A 14,194-nucleotide genomic window follows, 5' to 3' on the forward strand; every position below is an offset into this window, starting at 1 on the left:
ATCTGATTATTTGGGATAGGAAGTGGAGAGGCTACTCAACAAGTACTAAAAAGGGCTGCGAGTGCAGCCCTTGTGATGTTTATTGGAATAGCCTATCTATGTGTTAAGCCGCTTTAATGTGCGTTGTAATGTACGGTTGCCATGCTTGTTGGTAAAGCTCTAAAGATTGGCGTCGTAGGCTATTGATTTGTGCCGCTTCGATATCGTTGATTGGGCGATGTTCTGCAATTGCGTGACGCTCAATACCTTGGATAATTTCGTACAGCTCGTGCTCAGGACCACTTTTCACATCAGCAATCGCTTTTAAGTGAAGTTGAACCTCTGCAATGATGTTGGTTTTAGGTAAACGAACCAACAAGTTAAGGTCACGGTAACCAGAGTCAGCCGGCGATTTAAACTTATTTTTCAGCTTAACAACGTCTGCTTCACGGCTTAGCGCTTCGTAAACTTCAACCAAGCTCTCCACATCGTTCGCGATGATAGTTGCACGGGCTAAGTCGGTAATTTTTGTCACATCACCATCAAGCTCAAGGGCGATTTTTTCTTCTGCGCGAGCTTGAGATTTAACGCCAGCAAATAGCGCTTCAGAATTGGTGAGTAGGGCAGTACTTTTACAGATAGTTTCTAGTTCAGCTTGGCCTTGATGCGCTTTGCTGTACAAAATATCGAAGTCGGTGTAAGGCTGAGTCGGGCGTGAGTCGAAGGCTTTGATGCCGTAAAGGCCGCTCAAACTATGACGGAATACGTTTGAAGATACTTGGTTTTGCGCAGGAGTGCGCGTTTGATCTGTTGAACTTGTTGAAACAGGTGCTGCTGCGAATGCAGGCGCTCGGCTCAATACCAAAAGCATTAGGGCCGTCGTACGGAGAAATACACTCATTCAAACTCCAAAATACAAGGTTACAAAAAACGGGTAGTCAAAAGGGGTAACCAGTAACGCACAAGAGTAAAAACAGCTTAACTAAACTCACTACATATTTAATGGGGCTAGCTAAGACAGAAACCAATTCTAACGTTTAATATTGCTTTAAAATGTGAAGATATAGCCAAATAACCCAACCGTTAGTTCCGCAATTATCAGAACTTTGAACTTAGCCAGTTTCTGATTTTATCGAAATCAATTTAGTACTTTAAACCAAGCTAAGGTTGCTCTTACCTCTCTATACTGTACCCTTGCATTATGACTGTTTAACATGAACGAAAGATGAATAATCCTGAATTTTGGCACAATAAATGGGCAGCCAACCAAATTGGTTTCCACCTCGAAGATGTAAACCCACTTCTGATTAAATTTTGGGAAAAGACTGAGCCTAGCTACGAGAAGAGTGTGTTTGTTCCACTTTGTGGCAAAAGTGAAGATCTGATTTGGCTAGCTTCAAAGCATGAAGATGTTCAAGGTGTCGAGTTAAGCCAGATTGCGGTTCGCGCATTTTTTGCAGAGCACCTTTATACCCCGACTGTGACTCAAATTAGCGGTCAGCACGAGCTCTACCAATTCGATGAACTGAACATCTACACGGGCGATTACTTTTCAGCGCCAATCCAACCTGTCGATACCATTTATGATCGCGCGTCTTTAGTCGCATTGCCTGAAGAGATGCGAGTGCAGTATGTCGAGCGTTTGAAACAACTACTGAAACCGGGTGGTAAGATTCTTTTGGTAACACTGGATTACGACCAAAACGAAATGGCTGGGCCTCCGTTTAGCGTACCTAAGTTAGAGATTGCTCAATTGTTTGCAGGATACAAAATTACATTGTTGAATCAAGATATAGCGAACGATGAACATCCGAAGATTGCTAAGAAAGGCTTGTCTCGCTTCTGTGAAGAAGTGTATTTGATTGAGTCAGACGCTTAAGTTCAGTCTGCTTAGTTAAGCGAACAGATAACACCAACAAAAAGACGGGCTCGATAGCCCGTCTTTTTATGGTTCAGATTTGAACTCGTGATTGTTCAGAATTGAATAGCAGGTTAGTAAATCACTTTTACTTTTGACGCGCTCTCAATTGCATCTTCAATCGCTGTCTCAGTGCTGTTGCGACGAGTAAGCGCCACACCAAGACGACGGCGACCATCGATATCAGGCTTACCAAACAAGCGAACTTGCGTTTGTGGTGCGTCTAGCGCTTCTGCAAGGCCTTCAAAGCGGATATTCGTTGATGTGCCTTGACCAAGGATTACGGCAGAGGCACAAGGGCCATACTGAGTAATTGATTTGATCGGCATACCTGTAAATGCGCGTACGTGTAGTGCAAATTCCGATGAGTCTTGAGACATCAGAGTAACCAAGCCAGTATCATGTGGGCGAGGGGAGACTTCATTGAAGATCACGTGGTCGCCTTTAACGAACAGTTCAACACCAAAGATGCCGTGACCGCCTAATGCGTTAACCACTTGCTCTGCCGTGTATTGCGCCGCTTTAAGTGCGTTGTCAGACATGACCTGTGGCTGCCATGATTCGCGGTAATCACCGTCTTCTTGGCGGTGACCGATAGGCGCACAGAAGTGAACACCGTCGACTGCGCGAACGGTAAGTAGCGTAATTTCGTAATCGAAGTCGATGAAGCCTTCAACGATTACACGACCCGCGCCAGTACGACCGCCTTCTTGTGCGTAGTCCCAAGACTTCTGAATGTCTTCCTCTGTTTTGATAACGCTTTGGCCTTTACCTGAAGAGCTCATTACTGGCTTAACAACGCAAGGCATGCCCACGAATTCAACAGCGGCTGAGAAATCTTCAAAGGTGTCTGCAAAGCGGTAAGGAGAAGTGTTCAGCTTTAGCTCTTCTGCAGCTAGGCGACGGATACCTTCGCGGTTCATCGTTAGCTTAGTCGCATTTGCAGTGGGAACGACATTTAAACCTTGCGCTTCCAGCTCTACCAACTTGCTGGTGGCAATAGCTTCAATTTCAGGAACCACATAATCTGGTTTTTCAAGTTCAATGACTGCTTGCAGTGCATCGCCGTCTAACATGTCTAATACATGACTACGATGTGCAACTTGCATTGCTGGTGCGTCTGCATAACGATCACAAGCAATAACTTCCAAACCTAAACGTTGGCACTCGATAGCAACTTCTTTGCCGAGTTCACCTGAACCTAATAGAAGTACACGAGTAGCATTTTCACGAGTAGCGGTACCAAACATAGAAATTCCTTCCGATCTTTTAAACGATTGATTGAAAACGGGGTGATCATACTTATTTAAATGACAAAAGCAAACGTTTGCGCAAGTTGCTACGTTAATTACAAGTATAAAAAAAGCAGCCCCGTTAAATAGGGCTGCTTATTTAAATTATTGTTAACTAGATGTACTTAGATTGCTAAGTAAGTCACTGGAATGTCGGGATTAATCGCTTCTAATGTAGATTGCGTATCCGCTAGGTGACTGATGCTACCTTCGGCAATTTCAACCAACGCTGCACTTTCAATCTGTTCAAAATCGAAGCCAGCCAGTTTAAGTTGAATCAACGCCACTTGTAGAGGAGGTAAGCTCGGGTTGAACGCTGCGTTTTCAGCGTAAGCACCGGTGAAAATCTCACCCGACGTCAATTGCAGTGAAACACCACTTAGGTTTTTGGTGTAAGGAGCATGGCTGCGGTTTAGTGCTGCTAGCGCTTCTACAACAATAGGCGTTGTTTCTTCGGTCGTGTACTTATGATCAAGCTTAGTCATTAGGCCAGTCGTCACACCTAAATCAGCAGGGCCGAATGAGTCTGGTAGGTACTCTTGCAGAGACATTTCATCACGTTGTGGAAGCTGAACTTTAAGTTCTTTTGCTGTGGTCAGTTCGTTCATGAATTGACGACAGTGACCACAAGGACTGAAGTTTATGGTGATATCTGAGATACCTAGTTCGCCTTTCATCCAAGCGTGGCTGATTGCAGATTGCTCAGCGTGAACGGTTTGACCAAGTTGAGCACCAGCGATTTCAAGGTTTGCACCAAAATACAGAGTACCAGACAAACCACGCACGATTGCACCAACATAAAAGTCAGATAACGGAGCGTAAGAATACGCTGCGGCAAAAGGAAGTAGCGCAATACGTAGTTCGTCATCCGCTAGACCACTTGCTTGCAGTAGGCTAGCAAATTGTTCTGGAGACAATGTCGCGTCAAAGTTGTCTGCTAATACGATGTCACTCAAAAGTGCTTTGATTGCTGTTGGAGCACTTTCCAGCGCCAGGGTAATACGACTGTTCATGTTGAATCCTTAATTGACCTTAGGCTTTAATTCTATGCAATGCTCAGGAATTTTCTGTGACCTTTATCACTACTGCGTTGTTGTTGTTACATTGGTTTGCATAATTAGAGTGAGGTCACAGATGAAATCGATTGCAAGAGTAAAAACTACCATTGATATCCCACTTATTGGCCTAAACAGGGCGCGATTTGACTGCTATTGCCGAGTAATTGCGAGAAAAAAGCCCAAGCTATCACTGAAATAATCAGGTTATGCTTGGGCTTATTGATATCTGTAACGCTTAAAATTCGCGAACCAGTGAGTTTAGCTATTTACCAACTCATCTATTAGAGCGCGTATAAACTGTAATCAAAGTGGTTAAGAATAGAACCAAACCACGAGCGAAAATATACTCGGTGCGATGATTGAGGTAATGACGCCACAAAGCACAAGAGCCAAAGAACTGAATGCTGCATCTTCCTGATTCTTTTCCGCACAAGTCGCGGTGCCTAAAGCGTGAGACACGGTACCCATGGTTAAACCACGGGCGATCGGGCTCTTAATACCAATGAGGTTGTAGATTGGGTAAGCAAAAATTGCCCCAAATAGACCCACAATCAATACCAGTATTGCCGCAATCGCTGCTTCACCACCTAAATGGCTCGATACTTCCATCGCAATTGGTGTGGTGACTGACTTACCTAATAAACTCGCAATCAAAGTTAAGTCCGCTTTAAAAGCCACTGCTATTAATGCCGTTGTTGTCATCGACATCACACTGCCTAGCGTGCACGCAAAGGTAATGATGCGCCAGTTGGCTCTGATTTGAGGTAGCTGCTCATAAAGTGGGTAAGCAAGTGCAACAACCGCAGGCTGCAGCATGTAGGTAATCCAAGTGTTGTCAGCATAGTAAGTCTCAAACGGTACTCTAAAGAACGTGAGCATCGGAATGATGATACCAATGCTGATAAGCAGGGGGTTACACAGCGGCGAGTTTACTTTTTGACTTACCCAGCGAGCAAATAGGAATACCACGATGGTGAGTAGAATCCACATGATCAGTTACCTCTCGAAAGCAAGCGGTCTAAGAACCATGATAAGGATACTAACACCAATAATGTGCCACCAACGGCGCTCGCCATAATTGGCAATGCGTTCGCGATGAGCATGTCGAAGTGATCCATCAACCCAACACTGATCGGAACAAACAGTAAGATCATTAGGCGGATAATCAAGCTTGCGCCGGGTTGTACCCAGTGCGAAGGAACAATACCAATCACCATGGCGGCAAACAGAATCAACATGCCAAAAATACTGCCAGGGATTGAGGTATCCAAAAAGTGCTGTAACGCGTTACCTGCTGTAAGTGCACCTATGATTAAGGTGAAGGAGATTAAGCAGTAAACCAGTTGGATCAATCTTTCTTTCAAAGTGTTACGTCTCTTGATAATGGAATTAGCTAGCTAACTTTTCTACGTATTGATAAACCGCCTTCAAGATAGCCATTTTCTTCTCGTCGCTTTCATGTTCATGCGCGAGGTTTTCAAGGTTTAGCATGTACTCTTCTAAACGGCTTTCATAAAACTCACGACAATGGTTCGCCCATTTCAATTGCTCAGCTTCGTCGAGCGTCCATGGGAAATGACGAGCACGGTAACGGAACAGTAACGGTTTAATACGTTCATCACCGAAGGTGATATCTAAAGCTGCCAAGTTATTTGGGTCAGTTTCGCGAATGATGTTCATCGCTGTTTTATCAGCAGGTGAGAAGAAACCGTCATAAAGGTGTGTATCAACATCATCACTCTTTTCGTACTCTCGCTCTTGTGAGTACAGGCCGATCAGTTTTTCGCGGATCTCTGGGTGTTCGCGCAGCAGTGCCAAGTTCTTCAAGCATTGTTGGCGATCGATACCGATGGTTTCGGCATTTTCAGCCGTCAGCGTTTTGGCTGGAGCAAGAATAGGGCACTTGTTCAGTTGAACCAATTTGATTGGTACTGGTAGCTCGTCTTCACCCAGTTCACTGCGTTTGGTGTAGAGTCTGTCTCTGAGTTCATCAGCGTCCAGTTCTAACAGTGGGCTTGGATCTTTGGCTAAATCAACCACGATAACCGCATTTTGATTGGTTGGGTGCCAAGCCATAGGCACAATCCAACTTGTGTAGTTGCAGTCACGGCCAAACATGCCCGAAACGTGCATCAATGGTGTCATGTTTACGATATCAACCAGATCATTCAGCTTACGCTTATGACGCATGTTGTAAAGGTAATCGAACATCTTAGGTTGCGCAGCTTTCAGCTTCTTCGCTAACTCGATGGTCGCAATAACATCGGCCATCGCATCGTGCGCGTTCTCGTGTTCAATGCCGTTTGCCACAGATAGGTGTTCCAGTTTGAAGCTTGGGTAACCTTCTTCGTTCTCTGGCCAAACAATGCCTTCAGGACGCAGTGCGTGAACAGCGCGCATTACATCTAATAAATCCCAACGAGAGTTGCCATTCTGCCAGCTCCACGCATATGGGTCGATGAAGTTTCGGTAACAGGTGTAACGCGTTACTTCATCATCAAATCGAATACTGTTGTAGCCAAGGCTTGTGGTGTTAGGTTTCGCTAACTCAGCATGGATCTTAGCGATAAACTCTGGCTCAGGGAGACCTTGTGAAGCCGCTTTCTGTGGTGTGATACGGGTGATCAACGCAGCTTCAGGCGCAGGGAGGTAATCAGCGGGAGGTTGGCAATAGATAACCAGAGGCTCTCCAATAACATTGAAATCTTGGTCGGTACGAACACCTGCAAATTGACTCGGACGGTCTTTTGCTGGGCTAACGCCCCAAGTTTCGTAATCGAAAAAGAAGTAGGTCGGCTGATTATCTGAACTCATTGAATTTCCTGAACAGCAAGCGCAGAACGTTTACTGTGGCTGAAGGTTAGTTTTGTTCAGTATCTGATAGTATGCGGTACGCGTGCAACCCAGATCACAAATAAATTGCCGGAAAACGGTGCTTTACTATTCAATCGAGTCAGTGGGGAAGGTTTTGAAACCAATTGAGGCGGTTTCTTAGTTAATACAATCTGTCTATCGTCCGTTTAATCCGATGGAGGCGAGAGTATCAACTGGACTTTCTGCTTCATGGTTAACTCTCGGTTCTTCAAATCTTTGAATATGGCCTTCCATTCTTGAAAGGTGACCACTATCGGATTAAAACTGTTCACGGGTTTGGTGACGCCATAACGTACAGTTTCAACTTCAGGTTCGAATGTACCAAATAACTTATCCCAGATAATAAGAACGCCGGCGTAGTTCTTATCAATGTATTGCGGGTTTTTGCCGTGATGTACTCGATGATGCGAAGGGGTATTAAAGATGTATTCAAGTGGCCCCAAGCTTCGTATCCATTGTGTATGGACGAAGAACTGCAAACCTAGATTCAGAAGCACCACAAAGATGACCCATTTAGGGTCGAAACCTATGATGACGAGCGGTACCCAAAATAGCCACATGCCTGCGAATGGGTACATCAAACTCTGACGGAAAGCCGTACTGAAGTTCATCTGTTCTGAACTGTGGTGCGCGACGTGCGCGGCCCACATCCAGCGAATACGATGGCTTGCTCTATGGAACCAATAATAGAAAAAGTCTTGTAACACCATCAATACGACAAAACTCAGCACGCCCATTTCAATGTCCATTAAGCGCCAACCAAACAGCCATAGATACAGCTGCACGACCAATAACCCAGTGAGCAAATCGGAGAGTTGATGCATTCCCGCCAGCGTGAAGTTACACATCACTTCTGAAAGTTTATAGTTGGAATTGTCTGGTAGTCGACCTTGCTTCTGACCGATAAAATACTCAGCCAACATGCACACCACGAATAAGGGCGCTAATACCAGCAGTAGCCATTCTGGGTGATTGATTAATGCGTCGATATTCATGTTTTATCCTTGTTGAGACGCCATACGCGTTCTTAGTATCAAGTTTACTTAGACTTGCTCGCCTGAGATTCAATCAGCAGAATTACGTTACCAGCGAGCAAAGTGATCTTCTGTTAGGCCAAGAACACCATCGAGTTGATGTGTCACTCCATTGTTGTCTTCAATCGAGCCAGAAAAGTGACCAATGAACTGACGAAAGTTACTCTTTAACAGCCATAAATTGAGCTTTTCGCTGCGGTTATTTAAGGGCGTAAAGGTCAGGTTTATACGTCCATCTTGTGATGTTATCTGCCAAGGTAAATTCGTGTCTTGGCGACTGAACGTAAACTGTACCGGGTTAAGTAAGTGTCTGGTTCCACTGACCCACAATACGCTTTCGCAGCCTCCAGTCTCATTCACGCCCGCCGCGAGGTTTAGGCCAATATCTGTGCCATTGGATTGCGTGTTGATACTTGCCCAGCGCCAACTGGTCTCACGCCTCATGTAACCCGCTGAAAAGTCATAACCGGCACGAGCTTGTTGGAGAACGAGTGATTCTCCCTTGATTTGGATTTCACCGCTGATGCGCAAAGCATTGTGCTTTTGGGTGTAAGTCCAACCTGAATAACCCGTTGGGCTGCACATCGCCATTGGCAAGCTGTCGGTTTCAGGCTCTAAAGCGATATCGGCCTTGATGAGTTTGGTATTCAAGCGAACTTGCCATTGTCCGCCTTCAATCTCAAAGGTAATGCTTTGGCCTGCAATGTTTGTCGTGCCGTCAAATGGCGAAGCGGTAACTTGTTTATCAAACCCTAATGGCCTCAACCAAGATGCCTCTTCTAGATGGTTGTTTTCAATATCGTACAGATAACAAAATGCCGAGCCTAAGTAGCGAATATCCGCGATAGCGACACCAATAATGTGCGTGTCGGTAACAATGCTGACAAATTGGAATTGTTTGTAGTGGAAGTGCTTCTGCCAAGAGTTTGCTTTTGCATCCATCGAGTTTCGGTAGTCAAAGTTCTCGATGTTCAGGTGCTTTGGGATGCCATCGAAATGTCCAATGATCGGCTGACCATTAGAATCAATCAAACTGTGTGGAGCAGGATTCGTTTTTATCATTGCGATAGTTCACATAAATTTAACAACTAAAGCCATTGTGCGATGAGTAGCGTAGAATTGGGAGGTCATATTCGGACAAGAGCGCGTTACCAATCACGATTTTGTCAGTAGTGTTGTTGAAGCTGAGTCGTCATGTTGATGGGAATGGGCTCGATATAAGGAGAGACGATTGGAGATTATCGCGGAGTATAAGCCGACCGGACATCGGCATCAGTTGGGTACATTAGATATCGCGCTGCTGTTGAATACGTTAGAGCAACGAGGTCTCGATATTGAAAGGCTACTCAATGATGTGGGTTTGCCGAACATGGATTGGCGAGACCCGAATGGAAAGCTGACTTACGCTGATAAACTTGCGTTATTTAGCGTGGCGAATCAGAGCTTTCCTCACGATGGCTTAGGGCTTTGGCTGGGGGAACACGCTAGCTTGAGCCACTTTGGTGTGTTGGGTTATGCGCTATCGACCAGTCAAAATGTCGGGGAGGCCATCAAGTCGGGCTTTAAATATCTGCGCCTGAACGGTCCTATTTTCTCGGTTAAATTGTTTCTAGATTCCGAGCATGCAGTGATTCAGATTGAGAACACCTTGGAAGTGGGCGATCTGCTCCCTTTCTGCAGTGAGTATTTCTTAAGTTCCATCGTCTCTTTGTTCAAAGAACTGACTGGTCATGAGCTGGATATTCACACTTTGGCTTTGCCTTATGCTCGTCCCAATTACGCTAAGCTCTATGACGACCGTTTCCAGTGCCCTGTAGTTTTTGAGCAGAGCCATTGTGAATTGCGTTTTGATGCCTCGGTTTTATCACAGACCTTATTGACTCATGATGCCGCGACACTGAAGCGCTATCTTGCGTCTTGCCAGTCGATAGTCGAAACGTTGGACTCTGAGCATCTGCTGACTAATCAGATCAAAACGATCTTTTATCAAACCGCAGGTAGTTTCCCGAATATTGAACAACTCGCGGATGAGTTTGGTTGTAGCTCTCGTACACTCAGGCGAGAGCTAGTGACCCATGAATCCAGTTACCAAATATTGCTTACCGAAGTTCGAGTGGAGCTGGCCAAAGAGCTATTACTCGGCACAACCATGAGCATTGATGACATCGGTGAAAGGCTCGGTTATAGCGACCCTGCAAATTTCAGAAGGGCGTTTAAAGGTTGGCTCAATAAAACGCCCGCTCAGTTTCGTGATGGTTTAAGTTAAGGCGTTACTTGCTAAAGAACTGTTCTCTGAAATCGGTGACTTGCTGCTGATAGTAACTGTCCCAATCTTGTTGAGTCCAAGTGGCATAACTTGATGAACGCTGAGAGCCTAAGGTCGCTTTGAGCTGATCCAGTTGCACGTGATAACTCATCACGGTTTGTTGCTGTTGTGCGACTTGTTGTTCTCGCGCGGCAATGTTGCTGGCCTGCGCTTCATCTAAGTAGGCATCTTGAAGGTCGGCTTTGACTGATGCTACTTCAGCAGGGCTATAGCTGCTGGGTATCAAAGATACTGCCAGTTCATATTTTTGAAGCTGTGTTTCGGCGTTTAACGTGCCCGTATTGTTTTGCCATTCACTAAGCAAATCTTGATAGTTGGCCAAAAACTGGCTCGCTTCGTTCTCTTCAAGGGTGTTGGCGTCAAGCGTAAAATCCAGATGAGCAAACTGGTCAGCGAATAGCTGGTGGGCCAACTCTCCCCATACTTGCTGTGCAGATTGCTTGAATAAGGCAACACGATCTTCAAGAGTCTCTATGGATTCAAGTGGGATAGTGCTTTGTGTTAATTGCCAGTCAGCCGATAGCTGCGGATAGTCGCTCAGTAACTCAAACCATATGCCCGGCAATTCTGATTTCAATCGTGCGAGTTGCTTTGCGCAGTCATCGCGTTGTTGGCAAAGCTTCCAGAACCCATCGAGTTCATCGAACAAAGCCTTGCCTTCAAGCTCACTCAAGTTTTCAGCAAGAATTTTACCGTCCAGTGCTCCAGCTTGGGCTTGATTGCTGTGCGATGCGGAGTTTTCCGAACTAGCGGTTGCAGTAGGCGTGGAATTATCGTCATTAGTTGTCGTAGAAACACGCGGCTTAGGTTCTGTGTGTTGAGCAGAAGATAGCGCTGTTTCGTTCGTTTTTGATGACCAAGAATAGCCAATAATGCTCGCCGTTAAGACGAGCATTAGGGTTAATATAACTCGATGCATTATGCGTTCACCGAGTTACTTAATGACGGCGCTAACAGGGAAGTGGTCTGAAAGGTTGTAGTGCTTCCATAACTCACTGCTTGTTGATCTTGGGACATCCACACGATTGTCGTTATGAGCTTTGGCGGCATATTCCGAGCTCACTACCACATAATCGAGATACTCAACGTTTTCACCACCCGACATAGGTTCACCCGCAAAGTTGTTGATGCGTGGGTCAAAGGTAGAAGCGGTGTAACCTGAGTAGGTTGGTTCGTCAGCTTGCAGGTTAGCGAACATCTGTTGGTAGTCGTCTGGGAACTTGAGCTTGTTCACGTTGAAGTCACCGCTGTAAACCACAGTTTCTGATGCCGGGATATTCAGAGACTGCGCCAGTGCACGCATCTGCTTGAATTGACGTTGTCGGTAATCACGAGCGGTGTCCGTATCGAATGATGCCGTGTGGGTACCGAAAACATGGTAAGCCTGACCATTCTTGATAACTTCCGCGTAGTTAACACCTTTATCAGCAAAGCAATCTGTGCCCGTGCAATCAGGGAAAACATACTGCGCTTCATTAACGATAGGATAGCGGCTGACAATGATCACACCACCGTCGTATATGTTAATCCCATCTTTATCGAGCATTTTAGTTTGATAAGGATACTCTTTCGCAAGCTCACGCAAGAACTCATCTCTGCCGTTAGCAAACACCTCTTGAAGCGCCAACACGTCATAGCCCTTTACATATTGAGGGAGTAGGTCATAGCGGTCACCAATATGTGAAGCGATGGCAGGCAGCGCCCAGATGTTGTAAGTCATGACCTTGAGTGTATTGGCATCCGGCTCTGGTTGCTCATCCACTTTTGGTGGGGTGATGGTGTAATAAATATCATCATAGCGCGCTGTAGAATCGGCTTTGAGGGCTAGCTCTGCATTGACCCCGAACGCATCGGTTGTGCTGCGATGAATATTACGATCGTCATGCAATGTTAGGTTGACGTCTGCGGCACTCAAACCATGTTGCAGTGTCGAGTTATACCAATGTCCCTTCATGGTTTGGTTGAGCGTGACACTTTCGCCCACAGCGTTTGATACCACAGTGTCAAACTCATAGGTCTTCCCAGATTTCACACCAGTCCAGCGGTTGAAACTTATCAGCTTCTTCGTCTCCCAAGGACCAATCTGTTCAACATGCTGTTGCCACTCATCACCGAGTTGAAGTAGGTCGGTACCAGTGTGGTTGGCTTGAATGGTCATCACTTGATTGGTGTTATTGGTGAGATACACGTCGGTGTCTGCGATCGCAGAGGTCGAAGCGATTGATGTGGATGCCACAAGTGCAGCTAACCAAGTCCATTGAGTTTTCATCGTTTACGTTATCCTTATTGATTGATGTCTAGAATAACGTAGTCAAGAGTTATGACATTGGAGTTATAACTCTATGGCATTTATTCAAATATGAGATATATGCCAAGGTTTTATAAAATTGATTAACCATTGAAAATTAACATATTGTCTTATCGGAATGATAAGTGGTAAGCGCGCGAATAATAGGGTCAGTTAATGCTTTCGAGTCGGTGGAACAGCCAATATTGGCGTGCTTAAGTGAAAACTGTGTGTCGCGGTAAAGTGGAGGTTGTGAGCAACAAGAAGGGAATATGGACACAGCTTAGAGCTATCAGCATAAATTTTGCGATTGTTCTGTAATTTACTCTTGTTCAGTAAACAGAAACCTCAAAAACAGGTATGATAGTGCCGTTTTTAATCCTGAACTGGGAAAGTCATGGCAAAGTTAACACTCCAAGAGCAGATGCTTAAAGCTGGCTTGGTAAATGAGAAAAAATTAAAGAAGGCGAAGAAAGGCTCTAAAAAGTCTCGCGTTCAGTCTCGTGAAGCAAAAGCGGCAGCTGAAGAAACTAAACTGGCGCAGCAAGCGAAAGACAAAGAGCTAAACCAACAGTTGAAAGAACAACAGTTGAGCAAAGAAATTAAAGCTCAAGTGAAGCAACTGATTGAGATGAACAAGATCGAACAGAAGAACGGTGAGATCAAATACAACTTCACCGACGGTACGCTAGTTAAATACCTTTACGTAGAAGATCTGACTCAAAAGCAACTAAGTAAAGGCATTCTAAGTATCGCGCGTCAAGGCGAGAGCTATGTTGTTATTCCAACAGCAGTAGCGAACAAGATTGCTATGCGCGACGAAGAATCTATCGTTGATACGCAGGCAGGTAGCACAGACGAAGTAGACGAAGATGACCCGTACAAAGACTTCGTGATCCCAGATGATCTAATGTGGTAATCCGTTTTACCTAGATCCATTTTAATGGTTAGCTAAGTTTACAGGATCTAAGAATGCAGCGAACAATCACTCGATTGGCGCTGCATTTTTTTTGGCGCGAAATGACTTCAACAAATCTTGAATAAAGCTTAGTGTTCTGACATGCCGTAAACAAGGCTATCATTGGCACTTGCATGATCGATAAAATCGGTATTAGCGCGCTGTTCGTGTTGGTCATAGCCATCGAAGTAACAGTCGCCAATTTCATTGCGCGGGCAAACGTGAATGTGGTCTTTGATGACCAGTTCGGTAGAGCAGCATGGGCAGTGTTTTACATGTCCAGTGAGTACCGTAGATCGATTTGGTTTCATACATCCTCCTGATAGGCACTGTAATCTGATTGCCTATTTGCACCCTAAGTTACGCAAATTAGTGTGTCGTTATGATTTCATTTTTAAGTCAATGAAAAACGATTCAGAAAGTGAATACTTAGCGGCTAATACAGATGTATGACTGAGAGAATGTAAG

14 protein-coding genes are annotated in these 14,194 nt (G+C 45.1%); 3 read left to right on the forward strand and 11 right to left on the reverse strand.

The window, feature by feature from the left end:
• Positions 1 to 103: 103 nt before the first annotated feature.
• A complete protein-coding gene (locus tag AB4323_RS10500) occupies positions 104 to 880 on the reverse strand; it encodes a RelA/SpoT domain-containing protein (protein WP_017059130.1) in 777 nt (258 codons plus the stop codon).
• A 324-nt stretch (positions 881 to 1,204) separates the two neighbouring features.
• On the opposite strand from AB4323_RS10500, the gene AB4323_RS10505 reads away from it, so the two are divergent.
• A complete protein-coding gene (locus AB4323_RS10505; protein ID WP_372117441.1) occupies positions 1,205 to 1,858 on the forward strand; it encodes a thiopurine S-methyltransferase in 654 nt (217 codons plus the stop codon).
• Positions 1,859 to 1,971: 113 nt separating this feature from the next.
• Here AB4323_RS10505 and purT read toward each other — a convergent pair whose 3' ends face one another.
• From purT to AB4323_RS10540, 7 genes are all read right to left on the reverse strand, one after another.
• Positions 1,972 to 3,147 carry a formate-dependent phosphoribosylglycinamide formyltransferase gene (gene purT, locus AB4323_RS10510; protein WP_372152399.1) on the reverse strand — a complete coding sequence of 392 codons (1,176 nt, stop codon included), beginning with the start codon at positions 3,145 to 3,147 and terminating at the stop codon, positions 1,972 to 1,974.
• 167 nt (positions 3,148 to 3,314) lie between these two features.
• Positions 3,315 to 4,202, reverse strand: coding sequence for a cytidine deaminase (cdd, locus tag AB4323_RS10515; RefSeq protein ID WP_017069825.1), 888 nt, complete (start codon positions 4,200 to 4,202; stop codon positions 3,315 to 3,317).
• Between the two features lie 357 nt (positions 4,203 to 4,559).
• Positions 4,560 to 5,237 carry an LrgB family protein gene (locus AB4323_RS10520; RefSeq protein WP_372102221.1) on the reverse strand — a complete coding sequence of 226 codons (678 nt, stop codon included), beginning with the start codon at positions 5,235 to 5,237 and terminating at the stop codon, positions 4,560 to 4,562.
• 2 nt (positions 5,238 to 5,239) lie between these two features.
• Entirely contained in the window at positions 5,240 to 5,611 is a 372-nt protein-coding gene (locus AB4323_RS10525; RefSeq protein WP_004734867.1) for a CidA/LrgA family protein, read from the reverse strand.
• Between the two features lie 25 nt (positions 5,612 to 5,636).
• Positions 5,637 to 7,061, reverse strand: coding sequence for an exodeoxyribonuclease I (sbcB, locus tag AB4323_RS10530; RefSeq protein ID WP_017091224.1), 1,425 nt, complete (start codon positions 7,059 to 7,061; stop codon positions 5,637 to 5,639).
• Positions 7,062 to 7,267: 206 nt separating this feature from the next.
• A complete protein-coding gene (locus tag AB4323_RS10535; RefSeq protein WP_372102220.1) occupies positions 7,268 to 8,116 on the reverse strand; it encodes a sterol desaturase family protein in 849 nt (282 codons plus the stop codon).
• 87 nt (positions 8,117 to 8,203) lie between these two features.
• Positions 8,204 to 9,217, reverse strand: a complete 1,014-nt coding sequence (locus AB4323_RS10540; protein ID WP_372102219.1) for a DUF2804 domain-containing protein — start codon at positions 9,215 to 9,217, stop codon at positions 8,204 to 8,206.
• Positions 9,218 to 9,386: 169 nt separating this feature from the next.
• Between AB4323_RS10540 and AB4323_RS10545 the strand changes: the two genes are divergently transcribed.
• Entirely contained in the window at positions 9,387 to 10,421 is a 1,035-nt protein-coding gene (locus AB4323_RS10545; RefSeq protein WP_372102218.1) for an AraC family transcriptional regulator, read from the forward strand.
• Between the two features lie 4 nt (positions 10,422 to 10,425).
• Here the strand turns inward: AB4323_RS10545 and AB4323_RS10550 are convergent, their stop codons facing one another.
• Both AB4323_RS10550 and AB4323_RS10555 read right to left on the reverse strand, forming a co-directional pair.
• A complete protein-coding gene (locus AB4323_RS10550; RefSeq protein WP_102427806.1) occupies positions 10,426 to 11,376 on the reverse strand; it encodes a chromosome partitioning protein ParA in 951 nt (316 codons plus the stop codon).
• A gap of 39 nt (positions 11,377 to 11,415) precedes the next feature.
• On the reverse strand, positions 11,416 to 12,750 hold the full coding sequence (locus tag AB4323_RS10555) for a sphingomyelin phosphodiesterase (protein WP_102427807.1): 1,335 nt from the start codon (positions 12,748 to 12,750) through the stop codon (positions 11,416 to 11,418).
• Positions 12,751 to 13,165: 415 nt separating this feature from the next.
• Between AB4323_RS10555 and AB4323_RS10560 the strand changes: the two genes are divergently transcribed.
• Positions 13,166 to 13,687 carry a DUF2058 domain-containing protein gene (locus AB4323_RS10560; RefSeq protein WP_016786196.1) on the forward strand — a complete coding sequence of 174 codons (522 nt, stop codon included), beginning with the start codon at positions 13,166 to 13,168 and terminating at the stop codon, positions 13,685 to 13,687.
• A 128-nt stretch (positions 13,688 to 13,815) separates the two neighbouring features.
• Here AB4323_RS10560 and AB4323_RS10565 read toward each other — a convergent pair whose 3' ends face one another.
• Entirely contained in the window at positions 13,816 to 14,037 is a 222-nt protein-coding gene (locus tag AB4323_RS10565; protein ID WP_017059142.1) for a hypothetical protein, read from the reverse strand.
• Between the last annotated feature and the right edge of the window lie 157 nt (positions 14,038 to 14,194).

Source organism: Vibrio sp. 10N.261.52.C11 (assembly GCF_041471405.1).
In the GTDB taxonomy this organism is placed as follows: Bacteria; Pseudomonadota; Gammaproteobacteria; order Enterobacterales; family Vibrionaceae; genus Vibrio; species Vibrio crassostreae_C.